Below are 18583 nucleotides of genomic sequence, written 5' to 3' on the forward strand. Positions count from 1 at the left end.
GCTTCGTTCGACTTGCATGTGTTAAGCACGCCGCCAGCGTTCATCCTGAGCCAGGATCAAACTCTCATGTTTAAGTGTTTGAATCCGGTCCAGAAATCACAACTAGCAATTTCTTTCCCGTATTACTGTTAAAAGGTGTTCGCTCTTATTACTAAGAATCGAACTGTTCTTGAATTCATTCTCTTAGAATTTTCAAGGTTTACACTGTTCAGTTATCAAGGTTCGTTTTGATTTATCATTGTCGCCTCACCGAAGCGACTTGATTATCTTATCACATTCATTCTCGCTTGTCAAGAACTTTTTTAACTTTTTTTGAAGAAGTTTTTCAAGTTCTTTGCTTCGCTTTGAAGTGAACCGCTGTCCCTCGCGACAGCTTCTATACTTTATCACGGGTGCAAGAGAATGTCAACACCTTTTTTCAAAATTTTTAAAACTTTTTCTACAGTAGCTACAATTTCAATAGCTGAAGCGGGTACTGAACTTGGTTTCCCCTGATTCTACGGGGATTTCCTGGTATTCGATGCCTTCAATGCGAATGTATGGCTGGTTCTTCAGGGTCAGTATCAGCTGGGTAATCAGGGGCTCCCGCCCCTGAATTTCCATCTCTACCCGCCCATCGGAAAGGTTGCGTACCCAGCCGGTGAGCCCCAGGCTTCTGGCATAGTACGCCGCCTGATAGCGGAAACCCACGCCCTGAACACGGCCTGAGAAGTATATGTGTTTTCTTATCATATAAAAATACCCCTCTCTTACGCCTGCACCTTGGCGTCCAGCTCAAACCAGAACTCCACGCCATTATCATAGTTGCGCACACCGCACTCCCGGTGCAGGGAATCCATAATGGCCTTGACGATGGACAGGCCGATGCCGCTGCCGCCGTACTCCCGGATCCGGGCCTTGTCCACTTTAAAGAATTTGATCCAGACCTTATCCAGATCCTCTTCCGGAATCGGTTTGCCGGTATTAAAGACAGATACCCGCACCAGCTCATTTTTCCGCTGAAGCTTCACCTCAATGACCTTATCAAAGTCACAGTGGTTGATGGCATTGCTGATATAGTTCGTCACAACTTCCTCTACCTTAAACTCGTCGGCCCACACATGGATCGGCTCCTCCTCCTTGAAAATCAGATGGATGTCCTTCTGCTCCATAAGAATTTTCGAGGAATTCAAAACATTTCGGATAAGTGAAACAATATCGAACCGTTCCATAGTGACCACATCGTTGCCAAATTCCAATTGGTTCAGAGACAGCAGGTTTTTCACCATCGTGTTCATCTTCCGGGCCTCGTCCATGATGACCTCGCAGTAGAAGTCCCGGCTCTCGGCATCGTCGTTGATGCACTCCTTTAAGCCCTCCGCATAGCCCTGAATCAGGGCGATGGGCGTCTTCAGCTCATGGGACACATTGGAGAGGAATTCCTTGCGCATCTCGTCAATCTGAGTCTTCTGCTCGATATCCCGCTGCAGCTCGTTATTGGCCGTCTTCAGTTCCGAGATGGTCTTCTCCAGGTTCTCGGACATTTCATTCATATACTCGCCCAACACACCGATCTCATTGTCGATCCCGGAAGTAAACTTGGCGTTGAAATCCAGCTCCGCCATACGCCTGGAGATATCCGTCAGCTCCAGCAGGGGCTCGGAAATCCGCCTGGACAGCCACCAGATCAGCAGAGAGCCGAAGGCCATGGCCGTCAGCGCCACATAGAGGAAGAACTGATTGGAAATGGCCGCGCTGTCCCGGATGCTCTCAATGGCCGTCTGCATAATAAAGGGATCGCCCGAATCCAGTGTCCCCACGATCTCCAGATAATCCGCCTGGGAAAATGGTTCCCGGCTCTCCAGGATCGTATAACTGTCCGTCTTATCCAGCACCATGGAATTCTGGGTGTCTGCCTCAAAAATATAGCTATACAGCTTTTTTTGCAGGATCTGATAATCCCGGTTGGTGGCCAGCTTCGGTTCGCCGCTGTTGTCCATGACAAAGATGGAGATATTGTCCGTATTGCAAATCAGTTCCATGCTGGCCTTGAAATCATCATCGTTGGTAAGACCACCGCTGACGCCCTGATTTAAAGCCTCGTAGGCGCTGACTACCGCCTTCTTTTTCTCGGACATATAATAATCTTTCAGGAAAAAGGCATTGATCAGCCCTACACACAGGAAGGCAGCGGCCAGCACACTGATAAAGATGCCGGCCATCTGCCGTTTAATCGAATGTTTCATATTTATGCCACCTCGAACTTATATCCCATGCCCCAGATGGTCTTGATCATGTCGCCCTTGTCCCCCAGCTTGCTCCGCAGCTTTTTCACATGGGTATCAATGGTTCTGGCGTCGCCGAAATAATCGTAATTCCAGACATTGTTCAATATCTTTTCTCTGGAAAGGGCGATTCCCTGATTTTCCATAAAATAGGCCAGCAGCTCAAATTCCTTGAAGCTCAGCTCCAGCTGCCTGCCGTCCACCATGACAATATGGGCCGCCTTGTCCAAGGAGATACCGCCCGCCTCCAGCACCTGATCCGCGCTGCGGCTATTGGTCCGCCGGAGAATTGCCTCCACCCGGGCCACCAGAATCTTCGGGCTGAAAGGCTTGGAGATATACTCATCTACACCCAGGTCGAAGCCCTGCAGTTCATCCCGTTCGTCGGATTTGGCCGTCAGCATGATGATCGGCACTTTGGAATAGGCCCGGATCTCCCGGCAGGTCTGCCAGCCGTCCATCTTTGGCATCATCACATCCAGAATGATCAGGGCGATGTCCTCTGTGCCGAAAAAGATATCCAGAGCCTCCGCGCCGTCCCCGGCTTCCAGCACCTCGAAATTCTGCTTAACCAGGAAATCCCGGACCAGCTTCCGCATTCTGCTCTCGTCGTCCACTACCAGAATTTTTAATTTATCCATCTGTACCCTCCTGCCTCGTTCTATTACAGAAATTATCTCTATTATACTTGATTTCTGCCTATTATAACAGGAAAATATGGTATTTTTGTGAAAAATACAGTTTATCTGCGCATCTCCGTCTTTGTTTCGGTGGTCTGCTTCTCACCCAGCGTTACCGTCGCGGTCTTTTCCACATAGGCGCCGTTTTCCTGGGTGTTGTAGGTGATTTCCACCTGCTCGCCCGCCTTATAGTAAGAAATCTGTTCCCGCAGCTCAGACAGGGCGGAGACGCTGGTTCCGTCAAATTTTGTAATAATATCGCCCTTCTGAAGGCCGGCCTGTTCCGCCGCGCTGCCGGACTCTACTGTGGTGATATAGACGCCCTTCGGCATATCATAAGCCTGGGCCACCTCGCTGGTCACATCCTGGCCGCTGACTCCCAGGTAGCCCTGCTGCCCTTCGGCCGCTTTCTCGGTTCTCACCTGACGGTTCATCAGATTCTCGATAATATCCACCACATCATCCACCGGAATCGCGTAACCCATACCCTCTACAGTCGTATCGGAGTACTTCGCAGAGTTAATTCCGACTAACTGTCCAGACATATTCAGAAGCGCGCCGCCGCTGTTGCCCGGGTTAATTGCCGCATCCGTCTGAATCAGGGTATTGGTCGTATTGTCAATGGTGACCTCGCGGTTCAGGGCGCTGACAATACCAGTTGTTACAGACTGACCATACCCCAATGCATTGCCGATGGCTACCACCTGCTCGCCCACCTCCAGGTCGGAGGAACTGCCGATTTCAATGACTTTGATAGCGGAAAGGGTATCCTCGGATAAATCACTTAACTTCACTGCAATCACCGCAATATCATGATCCGCGTCCGTTCCCTTCACAGTAGCCTCTGCCACGCTTTCATCCACGAAGCCCATGCTCAGGTCCTGCGCGCCGCTGACTACGTGATTGTTAGTGACCATCAGAAGCTCCGTATCCGTCTTGCCGATGATGATGCCGGAGCCACTGCTCTCGCTCTCATAAGCCTGGGACTGACCAAACATACTCTGCATCTCCCGGACACTCTTATTGGTAATCGCTACCAGAGACGGCATCGCCGCCTGGGCGATAGCGGATACACTGCCAGCGCTTTCTGTATCTGAACTGCCGGAATTGGATGCGTTGCTGCTGACTGCGTTCGCGATGTTCAGCTCTGCCTTATCGGTGGCCGTCACCGTACCGCCATTCGCCTTGTGATACAGATAATTACTGCCCTGGAAAGCGGTGCTTGCCAGCACGCCGAACGCAAGGGCTGTCGCCACGAATTTTGTACCTTTTTTCATGTTTCTCATATTTAAGACCTCCTCAAATCAGGTTTGCTTTTATTTGATGAGGTCATTATAGAAAAAAGCTGTGATGCAATTGTGGTGTTTTTATGAAGTAAATGTGGTATTCCTGTGTTTTTTCTGTGTTTTATTTTCCATTATCTGTAAGTCCAATTCGCATCCGTTTTGCCAGCCCTTTTCCAATGCTTTACGGCATAAATACAGCCCGGAAACACTCACGTGCCTCCGGGCTGTCACATACTTTTGATTTCATTATTCTTCCGCCGGCATATCCTCTCCGCCATCCCCGGAGTCGCCCGCCACATAATCAAATAAGGTCTTCGCGTCCTGATACCGTCCCGGATCCCCGTCCTGCATCAGCACTGCGATATAGGTCTTACCGTCGATCTCCGCGGCCGCCACCAGGCATTTTACATCGTTGAAGCTGCCGGTCTTCATACCGATGGCTCCCTCGTAATAACACTCGCTGGAGGGTTGAATCAGCTCGTTGGTATTCTTATAGGTCAGATCCAGGTTGTCGAAGAGGCCCCGGTAGGATTTCGCGCCGCAGAGCTTCCTGATGGTGTCATTTTTCAGACACTCTCTGGCAATCCGAATCATATCCCGGGCGCAGCTGTACTGGCCGTCCGCCTGGTCGCCATCGGGCGTCAGAAAATTGGAATTCTCCAGATTCAGTTCTGCAGCCAGATCCTTTTCCGCATCCAGAAAAGCCTGCAAGGCCTCGTCCACCGACGCGCTGTCCTTGCCCAGAATCTTCCGTCCGGTGTACGTGGCCAGCGCGTAAGCCGCGTCATTTCCGGAAGGAATCAGCATGGCTCCCAGAAAGGTCTCCACGGTTCCGGTGGTTCCCTCTTTCAGGCTGGCGTTGGACGCCTGGTCGCTGATGCGGGTAATCTCCTCCCCTGTTGTCAGCTTCTCCGTCGGATCGCAATACTTCAATACCGTCAAAGCCGTCATCAATTTCGTGGTGCTGGCCGGTGTCTCCTGATCGATTTCCGCCTTCTCATAGAGAATCAAATCGTCGTCCACCGAATACAGGACCGCTGCTCCGGCTTCCACAGAAAGTTCCGGCATACTGTCTGCCACTTTCAACTGTTTTGCTTCTTCTTCAGCCAGACGCTGTGCTTCGGCCTCTTCCGCCGCCTTCTTCGCCTCTGCGGCTGCCTTCGCCTGCTGCTCCTCCTGGGCGCGTACCTCCTGCACCCGGGCCATTTCCAGACGTGTGCCCTGCACCATCACCGGCAGCAGCATCAGAAGGAAGACGAGTTCCAGCTCCAGACGCACCGGAGCCGGCACCTGACGTCCCCGGGAACGCTTCACGGTGGCCATCCGCTCGATGCCTGTGATATTCATGCACAGAAGGCCGAACAGAAAATAGCCTGAGAATCCGCCAAAGAGCGCCCAAAGAATATCATCCAGCCGCACGGCCATGGACGGCATAAAGAGCTGAAACACCTCGATAAAAATTGCCGCGCTCCCGCACAGGGACAGCACCTTGCCCGGATTCCGGCTCCTGCGGAACAGAAATGGCACCAGAAAACCGATGGGAACGTATTTCAAAAAAGCCCCGAACAGAGCTCCCACGCCGCTCTCCTTTACCATCCGGATGGTTCCGTATACAGGGATCAGGTTCATCCCCGGAAATGAGGGCTTCAGGGAAAAACCAAGGGCCGGGCTCACCGACGCGGAAAACAGGGTCAGCAGCCACCAGGCAAGCAAAGCCATCCCCACCTCATGGACCACCGGCACCCGCATTCTTCCATTTCGATAGAGTACCCGGAGTAACACCCGGTAAATCATATATACGATAAGCGCCATCAGAACATAGGGCTTACTACTTCCGAAGTATTCTGCCAAAAAATCCCTTCCTTTCTCTTTCGTTTACTAAGATAAGTATAGCATGTCCTGTCGCAAAAGCGGACTTTTATTTCAGAATAAATTTCTTAATTTTTCTGCGGATTCTCTGCAGCGCATTGTCGATGGACTTCGGGCTCTTCTCCATGCTTTCCGCGATCTGCACATAATTCGTCCCGTTCAGATACCGCTGCAAAATATCATACTCCATGGGGCTTAAGAGCGCTTCAATCCGCTCCTGCAGGCTCTCCGCCGATTCCTGGTCGATGAGCAGCTCCTCCGGACTCTTCCCCTGATGGCTGTCCGAAACGTCGCCCAGCTCCTCTGTCAGCTCCACATAGGTGTTTAAGGGGCTGTGCTTCTGCCGGGACGCCGCCTGGATGGCGGTATAGATCTGCCGGGAGATACAGAGCTTCGCAAAGGAGCCAAAGGAAGCCTCCCGCTCCAGCCGGTAATCCCGGATGGCCTTAAAAAGCCCCAGCATCCCCTCCTGAATCAGATCGTCGCTGTCGCCGCCGATCAGATACAGAGTCCGGGCCTCTTTGCGGACCTGACCCTTGTACCGTTCAATCAGCACGTCCATACATTCCTGCTCTCCGGCGCGGATACCCGCCATCAGATCTTCGTCTGTGCGTTCTTCTGGTTTTGTCATGAATTATTTTTTCATCCTCTGCCGTACGATCTCGTAGGCCAGCACACCTGTCGCCACGGAGGCATTCAGGGAATCGATATTTCCTTTCATGGGAACGGAGGCGATGAAGTCGCAGGACTCCCGCACCAGACGGCTGACGCCCTCGCCCTCATTTCCGATAACCAGGCCGATGGGGCCGGTCAGGTTCAGGTCGTACATGGTCTCGCCGCCCATATCGGCGCAGACAAACCACAGCCCCTGCTCCTTCAGCTCCTTGATGGTGTTGGTCAGGTTGGTAACCTTCGCCACAGGTGTGTAGTTGATAGCTCCCGCTGAGGCTCTGGCCACCACTGCCGTCAGGCCTGCCGCCCGGCGCTTGGGAATAATGACCCCATGTGCGCCTGCCAGGTTTGCTGTACGGATAATAGCTCCCAGGTTATGGGGATCCTCGATATCGTCCAGAAGAATCAGGAAGGGATCCTCCCCCTTCTCCCGGGCAGCCGCCAGCATTTCGTCCACCGTACTGTAATCGTAGGCCGCAGCCTGGGCAATGACGCCCTGGTGATGGCCGGTGGAGGACATCTGATCCAAGCGCTCTTTTGTCACAAAATTGACGATGGTATCGTGTTTTCTTGCTTCTCTTTTAATGGTGTTGATGCTTCCGTCCTGACAGCCGTCCTGAACAAACAGCTTGTCGATGGTCTTACCGGAACGAAAGGCCTCCAGTACCGCATTTCTTCCCTCTATGGTCAGTTCTTCGTAATTCATACATTCAATCCTCTTCTAATCCCTTTTTTGCCAGTTCCAGGATCCGCTCTGTGCGGCCCGTCAGATACAGATAGCCCATCAGCGCCTCGAAGCCTGTGGCCCGGCGGTAATCCGACATGGTAGCATGCTTGGCCATGGTGGCGGAATTGGCGTTGCGGCCCCGCTTAAAGACCTGCATTTCCTCCTCTGTCAGCTCTTCCTTGATGCGCTCCAGGGACGCGGACTGGGCTCCTGCGTTCACCAGGGTGCTTGCCTCCTTATGAAGCCGGTTGGCCTGGGCGTTGCCCCGTCCCACCAGAAGGGAACGAACCACCACCTCATAGACCGCGTCGCCGATATAGGCCAGCACCAGCGGGGAGTAGGTCCGGACATCCACCTCCGGAAGTTCCCAGGTTTCTTTGACGCCTGCCATCAGATCCATTATGCTCTTTTCCATTTTACGCCCTCGCGGGTATCCTCCAGAACGATACCCTTCTCCAGAAGCTCGGCACGGATTTCGTCTGCCCGCGCAAAGTTTTTCTCTTTTCTCGCCTGCTGACGCTCCGCAATCAGAGTCTCGATGTCCGCGTCCAGAAGCTCTTCCTTCTTATCTACCACCAGCCCCAGAATATCGCACAATGTCTTCAGACGATCCAGGCACTTCTGCAGATAAGACTTGCTGTTCTCTGCGCTTGTGTGGGTATTCAGGTATTTTACCAGCTCAAAGATGGCCGCAATGGCATCCGCCGTATTGAAGTCGTCATCCATGGCTTCGTCAAATTTCTTCACATACTCCTCGGTAGCGTCGTAGTGAGCAGTCTCGCTCTCAGTCATGCTGTCATCCTTGGCGTTGGCAATCAGATGCTTCAGGTTGTCCGCTGCGGTCAGAATTCGATCCAGGCTGGTCTTGGAAGACTGCATCAGATCGGCGCTGAAGTTTAAGGGACTTCTATAGTGAGCGCTCAGCATGAAGAAACGGAGCACCTGCGGATCGTATTTCTCAGTAATCTCTCTTACGGTAAAGAAGTTGCCCAGGGACTTGGACATCTTGCGGTTGTCAATGTTCAGGAAGGCATTGTGCAGCCAGTAATGGGCGAATTCCTTGCCGTTGCAGGCCTCGCTCTGGGCAATCTCATTTTCATGGTGCGGGAAAATCAGATCCTCGCCGCCTGCGTGGATATCAATCTGCTCGCCCAGATACTTCTTGGACATGACAGAGCACTCGATATGCCAGCCCGGACGGCCCTCGCCCCAGGGTGACTCCCAGGCAGGCTCGCCCTCCTTCTTCGGCTTCCAGAGTACGAAATCCAGCGGATCCTCTTTTTCATTTTCACCAGAGACCAGAAGAGAACGGTTACCGCTTCTTAAGTCGTCCAGGTTCTTGTGGGACAGCTTGCCATAGGGGCCGAATTTACGGGTGCGGAAGTATACGGTCCCGTTCACTGCGTAAGCATAGCCCTTGTCAATCAGATCCCGAATCATCTCAATCATGCCCGGAATCTCCTGGGTCGCCAGAGGATGGGTGGTGGCCGGCTTTACGTTCATGTCAGCCATATCCTTTTTGCATTCCGCGATATAACGCTCGGAAATCTCGTTTGCGGGCACGCCCTCTTCGATGGCCTTCTTGATAATCTTGTCGTCCACGTCTGTGAAGTTGGATACGTAGTTTACCTCATAGCCCTTGTACTCCAGATAGCGGCGCACCGTGTCGAATACAATCATCGGACGGGCATTGCCGATGTGGATGAAATTGTATACGGTAGGGCCGCATACATACATTTTTACCTTGCCTTCCTCCAAGGGGACGAATTCTTCTTTACTCTTTGTCAATGTATTATACAGCTTCATATTTTTTCTCCTTTTTCTCTTTTTTCTTTTCAGCCTTTTTGGCTGCTTTCTGTCGTTCTTTTTCTTCCAGCACCTCAAGCTGCCGGTTCAAATCGGCGTTTTCCTTTCGGAGCGCCAGAAGCTCCTCCATAACCGGGTCGGGCAGGTTCACCTGATCCATGTCGCTTCTGGGCACCTTCACATTGTCCTGCTTGACGATGCGTCCGGGCACGCCCACCACGGTGCAGTTGGGCGGCACTTCCTTTAAAACCACCGAGCCTGCGCCAATCTTGGAATTCTCGCCGATGGTAAAGGATCCCAGGATCTTCGCTCCTGCACTGACCATGACGTTGTCCTCCAGGGTGGGATGACGCTTGCCCTGCTCCTTACCGGTTCCGCCTAAGGTCACGCCCTGGTAAAGGGTCACGTTATCGCCGATGATGGCGGTCTCACCGATGATGACGCCGGAGCCATGGTCGATAAACAGTCCTTTTCCTATCGTAGCTCCCGGGTGAATCTCGATCCCCGTCTTTCTTCTGGAACGCTGGGAAATCCATCTGGCCCAGAAATAATGTCCGCTTTTGTACAGCTTATGCGCCACCCGGTAATTCAGGATGGCCCAGAAACAGGGGTACAGAAGCACCTCGGCCGAGGTCTTGATAGCCGGATCCCTCTCCCGTATCACCTGGATTTCTTCGTTGATATACTTTATGATTCCCATGCTGCTCCCCTTTTACTGTTCTCAAAATGGAATAAAAAAGGATCCTTTCCTCTCCTGCGAAGAGACGAAAGAATCCGCGGTTCCACTCTTTTTAAAAGGCACTTTGGCCTTTTCCCTTTTTCCGCGTAACGTGCGGACTTCCGTACCCGGCTGCAGGCTTTTCGTTTCTCCTGGCCGCCTGTTCACCGGATCAGCTCCCGGATGCACTTCGTCCGTTCCTCCCACGAAAGCTGCTCGCAGCCGATGACAACTTCTCTCTGACGCTTTGGAAGCGGATTACTTTTCCGTTCTTCGCCTTTGATCATATTTTTTCAATTACTCGTAACTGTTCAGTTCCTTCACAGTTACGAGGCAAAATCCATTTAAAATCGGCTTCGCCGATGGGATTTTGCACTCCTGAATCACTTTCTTACGCCTTCAGCAGTAAATGCTTCAGGCTGTATTATATACTTACAAATGCTTCTTGTTATAGGATATGCAAAAATATCGCTTTTGTCAAGTCTTTGCGACTGATTTCAGGAAATATTCCTGTTTTTATTTTAAGACAGTTTTAAACCAGCTCATTGATATAAACACCGTCCACTACCCGTACCTGCTCCAGCTTCTGAAAAACGGTCTTCGTAATGCCCGGAAGCTCCTCCGCGCCCAGCATGCCAAAGAGAAAGCTGCCCAGATCCGCGATGGAAATGGTAATCTCCGGCTCTGCGTCGCTTCTGGTGAGCTGACTTCCCTCCTCCGTGAAATTCCAGTCAAACACACTATCATTTTCCGGCAGAATCGGATCGGTAATATGAAGTATCAGACTCTGGGGTTTCTCCGCGCCGATGCGCTCCACGAACTTTTCGACGTCCACCAGACGCAGCATCATGGGCGTGCTCTCCCATTCCGGCCATTCAATGTGACGTTTCTGATACTGCGCATCCTTTTCCACGAACAGGTCGTATTCCTCGGCCAGCTCTTCAGGTTTCCGGGTCACCAGGCTCTCCTCGTCGTCATTTCCCATGAGGCGGAAGTCAAAGGGCGTATAGATGGCCTCGTCAGCGGGCATTAGGAAGGTGAAGGGGCGGCCGTCGGCGTACATATCCCGCAGAGCTTTTGTGAGCAGTTCCCGCATCAGGCCCTGATGGCGGTACGTGACTTTGGTGGCCACCGCTACGATATACTCCGCCGGAATGGACGTACCACGAAACCGAAAGGTATAAGGATTCCGGTGCAGCATGGAGACGATTGCGCCGTTGTCCTCTGCCACCAGGATTTGGTTGTCCTGTGCTTTGATTTGATAATAAAGCTCGGAAAATGCGTCCGCATCCTCCACAAACACTTCGTCATAAAGAGCCCGGGAGCGTATCCGCTCTGCGTCCGTCAGATAATGAATCGTCAAATTTTCCAGTTTATGCTGTTTCATGCCGTTCACCTCATCTACATATCTGTTTTCCAAATATTTTTTCTTAATTCTATCGATGCTTTCTGCAAAAGAATGAACTTAAGATTTTAAAGTTCCATCAACGTAACCTTTTATAGATTTCACTTTGTAATTTTATATCTTTACTTCTGACAGCCGCCACAGCCCGGACAGCCGTTCGGAATCTGCATCACATCTTCATAGGCGTAATTCGCCACCGGAATCAGCGCACAGATGGCCTGAGAGGAAATACCCTCGCCGGTGCCGGTAAAGCCGAGGCCCTCTTCCGTGGTGGCCTTGATGTTAATCTGGCTTTCCTCGATCTGCAGCGCCTTCGCCACATTGGCCCGCATCTTCGGAATATGAGGCGCCATTTTCGGCCGCTGGGCAATGATGGTGGCGTCGATATTGCCCACCACATAATCTTCCTCCTCCAGAAGCTTTCCCACATGCTCCAGAAGCCGGATACTGGAGATTCCCTTATAAGCCGGATCCGTATCCGGGAAATGCTTGCCGATGTCGCCCAGGGCCGCCGCGCCTAAAAGGGCGTCCATGATCGCATGGAGCAGCACGTCCGCGTCGGAGTGGCCTAAAAGTCCTTTCTCATAGGGGATCTCCACGCCGCCCAGGATCAGCTTCCGGTCCTCCACCAGTCTGTGTACGTCATATCCCATTCCTACCCGCATGTTATACCTCTTTCTCCGGGAACCTCTGCCCGGTTTTCTTTTTATTTGTTTAAACTCGCGCCAATCACTTTCCACTGCTCGATCAGCTTCTCCAGCGAACAGGCCGCGTTGGCCGGGCTGGTGGACGGTAAACGCACCGCTGTCCGTCCCGTCGCCGGGAACATGTATTTCTTATAAAGCTTCTCCGCTGTACCTCCATTCACGTAGATCTGCCGGATATCCGCTGTCTCCAAAATAGGCCGGATATCGTTCGGCACCACGTTCCGGATGCTGCTGTCGCTGGAACCCTCGATCTCGCAGCTGGCAATCACGTCCCAGAGGGCGATGCCGTTCCCCAGCAGGAACTTTTTCTTCTCAGGAATCGTCCCCGGCGTCTCCTGCCCCGTCACAGCTGCCAGAACCCGCCAGAATCGATTCTGTGGATGATTGTAGAAGAAATGTCCTTCCCGGGATTTGACCGACGGGAAGCTGCCCAGAATCAAAATTTTCGAATGCTCATCGTAGAGCGGCGGGATCTCATGCTGTACCTGTTCCATATCATTCACCGTATCCTGTCTTTTTCTCTTAGCCAGTATTATAGTACATCCAGGCTCTGAAAACAATATGCCTTATTTTTCATCATTTATGATCGCCAAGCAAAAATCAGAGAAGTTTTCACTTCCCTGATTTTATACCAGCTTCCAATCCTATTGCAATCATTTTCATGAAAAAGAATGTGCCATTGGCACATTCTCGCGCCGAGGCGCGGTTGCTTCAGCAACCATCTACCACTGCGCCGAGTGCGCATCTTTGCAAGCTCTGCTTGCTTTTATGGAATAGGGAATTCTATCGGAATTTCCTATTCCATAAACAAAAGACCCAAGAGCTTTTCAACTCTTGGGTCTGAATCTTAGTAGCGAGGAAGGGATTTGAACCCCCGACACTGCGGGTATGAACCGCATGCTCTAGCCAACTGAGCTACCTCGCCATAAATGGGACCTATAGGGCTCGAACCTATGACCCTCTGCTTGTAAGGCAGATGCTCTCCCAGCTGAGCTAAGATCCCATTTTGTTCTCGGTTTTGACTTGCTGTCCCAACCGACTTGCTTATTATAACCTTACAACCGAAGAAAAGTCAAGCACTTTTTTCAACTTTTTTTCATTTTCTTTTCAGAATCTCCAAAAGCCGCATAAATACTGGGTTTTTTGACCTTATTTTTTACGGGAAAGGTGCTTTTTCACACCTTCCCGTTCTTAAACTGCCAGATCATCTCACTGGTCAGGCTGATGTTCAGAGGCTGGGGCGGCGCGTCCTCTCTGGTGAACCACTCGGCGGTGGCCAGCTCCTCGGTGTCCAGGGTGATGGTCTCATCGTCGCCCTCCAGATCCACAAAGAAGCCCATCAGCACGGTCTCGGAGAAGGACCAGGGCTGGCTCTTGTAATAGCGGATGTTTTTGACCTTCAGGCCCACTTCCTCCATGACCTCCCGGCGAATGGTCTCTTCAATGCTCTCACCAATCTCGGTGAAGCCCGCAATCAGCGCGTAGTAGGTGATGTTATCCCGGCCCGCATACTTTGACATCAAAAGTTTTCCGTTATGTAAGATGCCCACGATAACCGCCGGGGAAATCTTCGGGTATTCCATCTGGCCGCAGTCCGGGCAGCGCATCATACGCTCCTTCGTGTCATGCACCATGGGGCTGCCACAGTGGCCGCAGTACCTGCGGACGTCATACCAGTGCCAGAGCTGATAGCCGGTGATTCCCGCAAAGGACAGCCACTGAGGCTGGGCGTCCCGGAATCTTCGGTTACTCTCCAGGCGGAATCCTTTACGTTCCGGCAGAGCCAGCTCCTTCGCCAGATAAAATCTTTTATCATCCACCGTGAACAGATAAATGATATTCTCCGAAAGCGCTGTCTTCACCTCCGGAAAATCCCGGAATCTGGGAAATGTAATCTCTTCTCCATCCCAGTTCGCCAGTGCGTTATGCTTCTCAAAATACATGAGATAGCTGTCGGCGTCCGGCTTCTCCGGGTGATATTCGTTGTGATAGATATGCGGTGCGATATCCTGTATCATCTGTAACTCCTTTTAAAAACCCCGCCGGAAGGCTTACGCCTCCGGGCGGGGGAATCTGCGTTCAAATAATTTTATGCTTCTCTGCCTTTGGTCTCAATCTCTTTCTTCACGTCAGCAATGAAAGTACCCAGAGCCTTCGCTCCCTGATCGCCCGCCTCGCGGCTTCTGACGGAGACAGCGCCTTCCTCTTCCTCTTTCTGACCTACGACCAGCATGTACGGAATCTTCGCGGTCTGAGCCTCGCGGATCTTGTAGCCGATTTTCTCAGCACGCTTGTCAAGCTCGGTGCGGATACCGGCCTCTTCCAGCTCTTTGCGAACCTTCTCTGCATAATCCATGTACTTGTCAGAAATCGGTAATACACGTACCTGTACCGGAGCCAGCCAGGTGGGGAACGCGCCTGCAAAATGCTCAATCAGGATACCGATGAAACGCTCGATGGAACCGAATACCACGCGGTGAATCATGATCGGACGGTGCTTCTCGCCGTCTGCGCCCACATACTCCAGCTCGAAACGCTGGGGCAGCTGGAAGTCCAGCTGAATGGTTCCGCACTGCCAGGTACGGCCAATGCAGTCTACCAGGTGGAAATCGATCTTCGGGCCGTAGAACGCGCCGTCACCCTCATTTACCACATAGGGCATACCCAGCTCGTCCAGAGCGTCGCGAAGACCCGCCGTAGCCATCTCCCAGTCCTCGTCGCTTCCCATGGAATCCTCGGGACGTGTGGACAGCTCCACGTGATATTTGAATCCAAACATGGAATAAGTATCGTTGATCAGAGCTACGACGCCCTTGATCTCATCCTTGATCTGCTCCGGTGTCATGAAGATATGGGCATCGTCCTGGGTGAAGCAGCGCACACGCATGAGACCGTGCAGCTGGCCGGACTTCTCATGACGGTGTACCAGACCCAGCTCGCCCACACGCAGGGGCAGGTCACGGTAGGAACGGGGCTCTGCAGCATATACCAGAACGCCGCCAGGGCAGTTCATCGGTTTGATTGCGTAATCCTCACCGTCGATGACGGTGGTGTACATATTATTCTTATAGTGATCCCAGTGACCGGAGGTCTCCCAGAGGCTGCGGTTCAGGATAATCGGGGTAGATACCTCTACGTATCCGGCCTTCTTGTGGATCTCTCTCCAGTAGTCGATCAGGGTATTCTTAAGTGTCATTCCCTTCGGCAGGAAGAACGGGAAGCCCGGTCCTGCTTCGTGCATCATAAAGAGGCCCAGCTCCTTGCCAAGCTTTCTGTGGTCACGCTTTTTAGCCTCTTCCATCATGGTGATGTAAGCTTCCAGCTCCTCTTTCTTCGGGAAAGCGGTAGCATAGATACGGGTCAGCATCTTATTGTGCTCGTCGCCTCTCCAGTAAGCGCCTGCCAGGCTCATGATCTTGAAGGCTTTTCCCACGTCCTTGGTGCTCTTTAAATGCGGGCCTGCGCAAAGGTCTACAAACTCGCCCTGCTGGTAGAAGCTGATCTCCGCATCCTCCGGAAGATCCTCAATAAGCTCTACCTTGTAGGGCTCGCCCTTCTCCTTCATGAACGCGATAGCCTCCTCGCGGGGCTTGGTAAAGCGAACGATCTCCAGGTTCTCCTTGATGATCTTCTTCATCTCTGCCTCGATCTTCTCGAAGTCGTCGGAGGTCAGCGGAGTCTCAAAGTCCATATCGTAGTAAAAGCCATCTGCTACGGAAGGTCCGATAGCCAGCTTTACAGTCGGGTACAGACGCTTTACAGCCTGCGCCATCACGTGACTTGCGGTATGACGGAGAACCGGCAGTGCCTTTTCGTCCTTCAGGGTCAGGATGTTCAGGTTACAGTCCTTATCGATCACGGTTCTCAGGTCTACGACCTCGCCATCTACCTCGCCTGCCACAGTCATACGTGCCAGGCCTTCACTTAAGTCCTGTGCAATCTCATATACGGATTTGCTTTCTTCATACTCCTTTACGGAGCCGTCTTTCAGTGTAATTTTCATAATCTTCTCCTCCTGCGCCTTATGCATTCTTTCCGCAGCACTTCTTGTATTTCTTTCCGCTTCCGCAGGGGCAGGGGTCGTTACGGCCGATCTTCGGTCCCTTTACGATAGTGTTTGATTTCTTCTGCTCCAGATACAGCTCATGCAGCTTCTCCTCAGAGAAAATTTCTTTCCACTGGGGCAGCTCGTAGAGCCAGTCTGCCTTGGCGTCTACCATGTTTTTGTACAGCTTCTCTTTGTCAAACTTCAGGGATACAACGGTGTCCTCCTCCATCTCCTCGATAGGGTTCGGCTCTACCAGGCTGTCGTTGATGCCATCCAGGAAGCCTGTCATGGTCATCACGCTCTGTCCGTACTTCTCTGCCAGCTCCTTAACGGTACCCTTTACCTCGGTATCCGGATCGGTCAAAAGCTGCTCGTAGATGCCCTTCTCAATATTGAAATAGTTCGCCCAGAATCTCTGGATGTCACCCTTATTTGCTTTCTCATCGTAGGCCATATCGCGCCACTGTTTCAGTAATGCCATAATTTAATCTCCATCCTTTGCTCTAAAAACTCATGTTCTTTGTGGAACATGCCTCTATCCAATTAAATATAACAGGCAGGGGCGCAAAAATCAAGGGTTAATCCTCCAGTTGCTCCATATATTCCGGCAGTTTTCTGATTTCCTCCAGTATGACGGCAGGGCGCTGCTCCCAGAACTCCCGGATGACGCGGATCTCCTGCTGATGCTGCTCCACCTTCTCCTGATATTCCTGTCCAAAGGTCTCTCCCTCTTTTACGGCCTCTTTCTCTGAGACCGCCCGGATCTGCCAGGACAGCTCCCCGTCCATCTCCGCCTCGATCTGCTCCAGCACTGTCTCCACATGCGCCGTGGAAAACGCGCCCTCTGCATATTTCTCCAGGATGGCGGCAAACTGAGCCCGCACGTCTTCCCGCTTCAGCAGTTCTTTCAGCAGTGGGAATTCCTGCCGCCAGCCCACGCTCTCCCCGCCCAGGGCCAACGCCAGTGGATGGGTGCTGTAATGGGTCTCCGGGATCCGGCCCATGCTCAGATCCAGATCATAGAGCAAAAACCGCCATTTTCCATCGGTCCCTGCGCCGCTGTAATCACCGATATCCGAATACCATCGGTAGGCCTTGCAGTTGTTATCCGGCCAGTCCACATTGGCTACAAACATTTCCACCGCGCAGTAGTGCAGAAAGTTATCGATATCTAACCGAGCAGCCAGCTCTTCATACAGCCGGTCGTCCGTCAAATCATAGTGGTAATAGGACATGACCTCCTGCAGATCCTGTTTGGCCTGCTGCTCCTCTTCGGTCAGCTCCTGATCATCCTCCCGGAAAGGCTCCGCCATCCTCCAGCTGCCCTCGTCCGGCCTGGACTGATACAGATTGTTCAGATAAGTCCTGTCAAAATAATCCTCCAACCACTCAAAACCGTAGTATTCCCCGTTGATCCAGACCGAGGCCGCCCGGTATCTGGCACTGCAGGGAAAGCCTGCATCCGCCGCCAGCTGCGCCCCGAGCTCGTTGCGCAGATATCCGTATTCCTGGTCATTTCCGTGGTTGCGGAGCACCACCCGCTTGGAAAATGTCGGCTCCTGCCCGGCTGTACCAGTCTCCTCTCCCTGATTTTCCGGAAAAAGCTCTGTCCGGATCCGCTTTCCGCCGTACTGCTCTCTGGCTATCAGACGCAGGGATTTCACATCCAGCCCCCGTGATAGGCCTCCATTGACCCGGATTCCCAGCTCCTCATCCAGAATCTGCGTCCCGTCCGGCTCCCACATTTCCACCTGGACGACCCGCTCGCCCGCGTCACCCCGCACATTGTAGTTGGCTGGATCCCGGTTACTGATCCACTCATCCGGGTGTTCCAGCACATAGTCGTCCCGGAGCTTTCCCGTCACCAGGATTCCTTTTTCATAGCCAAACAGCTCTTCCGGATCCCCGGTGATAGCCACCACCAGGGTCGAAAATCTGTGTTTTACATTTCTGCCCAGAAAATAAGTCCGGGTGTAGACGTCGGACTGGGTTCCGTCCTCATAGTAAGCGATGGCCCGCACCGGAATTCCGCGGCACTCCTCTCCTGCTTCCAGACGGATCGGCCTCTCATATCGGGCAGTCTCCCGGGATGGCCTGCTCCCGTCCAGGGTGTAATAGATCTCCGACTTCAGAAAGGTGGACAGCTCCAGCGTCAGATCGCTGTCCCAGAACCGCTCCTCCTCCGAAAAACCGATTTCCTGATTTCTATAGGGCTCACAGGCTTTCGCAAAGCCCACCGCAGCCACCAGTGCAAGCACGGTCAGGCACCCGGCCAGCCGTATCCTACGGGTTTTCTTTTTCATTCTTATAATCCACCTTTCTCCAAAGACACAGCATTTATTCTAAAATAGAAAAAAAGGGAAAAAAATAGACAGATCCGAAGATCTGTCTAAAAATTTAT

The 18583-nt window shown here is 52.4% G+C and carries 17 protein-coding genes, 2 tRNA genes, 1 rRNA gene and 1 other annotated feature; all 20 genes read right to left on the reverse strand.

Going from position 1 to position 18583, the window contains the following annotated elements:
* A 16S ribosomal RNA gene (locus OCV63_RS13970) occupies positions 1–72 on the reverse strand; the annotation flags it as partial.
* Positions 73–456: 384 nt separating this feature from the next.
* Positions 457–732, reverse strand: a complete 276-nt coding sequence (locus OCV63_RS13975) for an acylphosphatase (protein WP_158364844.1) — start codon at positions 730–732, stop codon at positions 457–459.
* Positions 733–749: 17 nt separating this feature from the next.
* The gene (locus OCV63_RS13980) at positions 750–2225 is read right to left on the reverse strand and encodes a sensor histidine kinase (RefSeq protein WP_158364846.1); all 1476 of its coding nucleotides are present in this window, start codon (positions 2223–2225) and stop codon (positions 750–752) included.
* A 2-nt stretch (positions 2226–2227) separates the two neighbouring features.
* Positions 2228–2905, reverse strand: a complete 678-nt coding sequence (locus OCV63_RS13985; protein ID WP_158364848.1) for a response regulator transcription factor — start codon at positions 2903–2905, stop codon at positions 2228–2230.
* 101 nt (positions 2906–3006) lie between these two features.
* Entirely contained in the window at positions 3007–4230 is a 1224-nt protein-coding gene (locus OCV63_RS13990) for a S1C family serine protease (RefSeq protein ID WP_158364850.1), read from the reverse strand.
* Positions 4231–4476: 246 nt separating this feature from the next.
* Complete coding sequence (locus OCV63_RS13995; protein ID WP_158364852.1) at positions 4477–6081, reverse strand: VanZ family protein; 1605 nt, start codon at positions 6079–6081, stop codon at positions 4477–4479.
* Positions 6082–6148: 67 nt separating this feature from the next.
* Positions 6149–6730, reverse strand: coding sequence for a sigma-70 family RNA polymerase sigma factor (locus tag OCV63_RS14000; RefSeq protein ID WP_158364854.1), 582 nt, complete (start codon positions 6728–6730; stop codon positions 6149–6151).
* 3 nt (positions 6731–6733) lie between these two features.
* Complete coding sequence (gene rlmB / locus OCV63_RS14005; RefSeq protein WP_158364856.1) at positions 6734–7477, reverse strand: 23S rRNA (guanosine(2251)-2'-O)-methyltransferase RlmB; 744 nt, start codon at positions 7475–7477, stop codon at positions 6734–6736.
* A gap of 4 nt (positions 7478–7481) precedes the next feature.
* Positions 7482–7913, reverse strand: coding sequence for a Mini-ribonuclease 3 (locus OCV63_RS14010; protein WP_158364858.1), 432 nt, complete (start codon positions 7911–7913; stop codon positions 7482–7484).
* Positions 7898–9304 (reverse strand): cysteine--tRNA ligase, encoded by a 1407-nt coding sequence (gene cysS, locus OCV63_RS14015; RefSeq protein ID WP_158364860.1) that lies wholly within the window; start codon positions 9302–9304, stop codon positions 7898–7900. The genes OCV63_RS14010 and cysS overlap by 16 nt, the downstream gene beginning before the upstream one ends.
* Positions 9291–10004: a serine O-acetyltransferase EpsC gene (gene epsC / locus OCV63_RS14020; protein WP_158364862.1), complete on the reverse strand. Its 714-nt coding sequence runs from the start codon at positions 10002–10004 to the stop codon at positions 9291–9293. Before epsC ends, cysS begins: the two co-directional genes overlap by 14 nt.
* Positions 10005–10061: 57 nt before the next feature.
* Positions 10062–10305 (reverse strand) — a binding site (T-box leader).
* Between the two features lie 249 nt (positions 10306–10554).
* Positions 10555–11409 (reverse strand): GNAT family N-acetyltransferase, encoded by an 855-nt coding sequence (locus OCV63_RS14025; protein ID WP_158364864.1) that lies wholly within the window; start codon positions 11407–11409, stop codon positions 10555–10557.
* Between the two features lie 140 nt (positions 11410–11549).
* On the reverse strand, positions 11550–12092 hold the full coding sequence (ispF, locus tag OCV63_RS14030; RefSeq protein WP_158364866.1) for a 2-C-methyl-D-erythritol 2,4-cyclodiphosphate synthase: 543 nt from the start codon (positions 12090–12092) through the stop codon (positions 11550–11552).
* Positions 12093–12133: 41 nt separating this feature from the next.
* Complete coding sequence (locus tag OCV63_RS14035; protein ID WP_158364868.1) at positions 12134–12628, reverse strand: DNA-deoxyinosine glycosylase; 495 nt, start codon at positions 12626–12628, stop codon at positions 12134–12136.
* Positions 12629–12985: 357 nt separating this feature from the next.
* Positions 12986–13059: transfer RNA gene (locus OCV63_RS14040), tRNA-Met, on the reverse strand.
* 5 nt (positions 13060–13064) lie between these two features.
* Positions 13065–13137, reverse strand: a tRNA-Val gene (locus OCV63_RS14045).
* A 172-nt stretch (positions 13138–13309) separates the two neighbouring features.
* The gene (gene nudC, locus OCV63_RS14050; protein WP_158364870.1) at positions 13310–14152 is read right to left on the reverse strand and encodes an NAD(+) diphosphatase; all 843 of its coding nucleotides are present in this window, start codon (positions 14150–14152) and stop codon (positions 13310–13312) included.
* 71 nt (positions 14153–14223) lie between these two features.
* Positions 14224–16137 (reverse strand): threonine--tRNA ligase, encoded by a 1914-nt coding sequence (thrS, locus tag OCV63_RS14055; RefSeq protein ID WP_158364872.1) that lies wholly within the window; start codon positions 16135–16137, stop codon positions 14224–14226.
* Between the two features lie 19 nt (positions 16138–16156).
* On the reverse strand, positions 16157–16663 hold the full coding sequence (locus OCV63_RS14060) for an SEC-C metal-binding domain-containing protein (RefSeq protein ID WP_158364874.1): 507 nt from the start codon (positions 16661–16663) through the stop codon (positions 16157–16159).
* Positions 16664–16760: 97 nt separating this feature from the next.
* The gene (locus OCV63_RS14065; protein ID WP_158364876.1) at positions 16761–18485 is read right to left on the reverse strand and encodes a CotH kinase family protein; all 1725 of its coding nucleotides are present in this window, start codon (positions 18483–18485) and stop codon (positions 16761–16763) included.
* Positions 18486–18583: the final 98 nt, after the last annotated feature.

Source organism: Laedolimicola ammoniilytica (genome assembly GCF_025567165.1).
In the GTDB taxonomy this organism is placed as follows: domain Bacteria; phylum Bacillota; class Clostridia; order Lachnospirales; family Lachnospiraceae; genus Laedolimicola; species Laedolimicola ammoniilytica.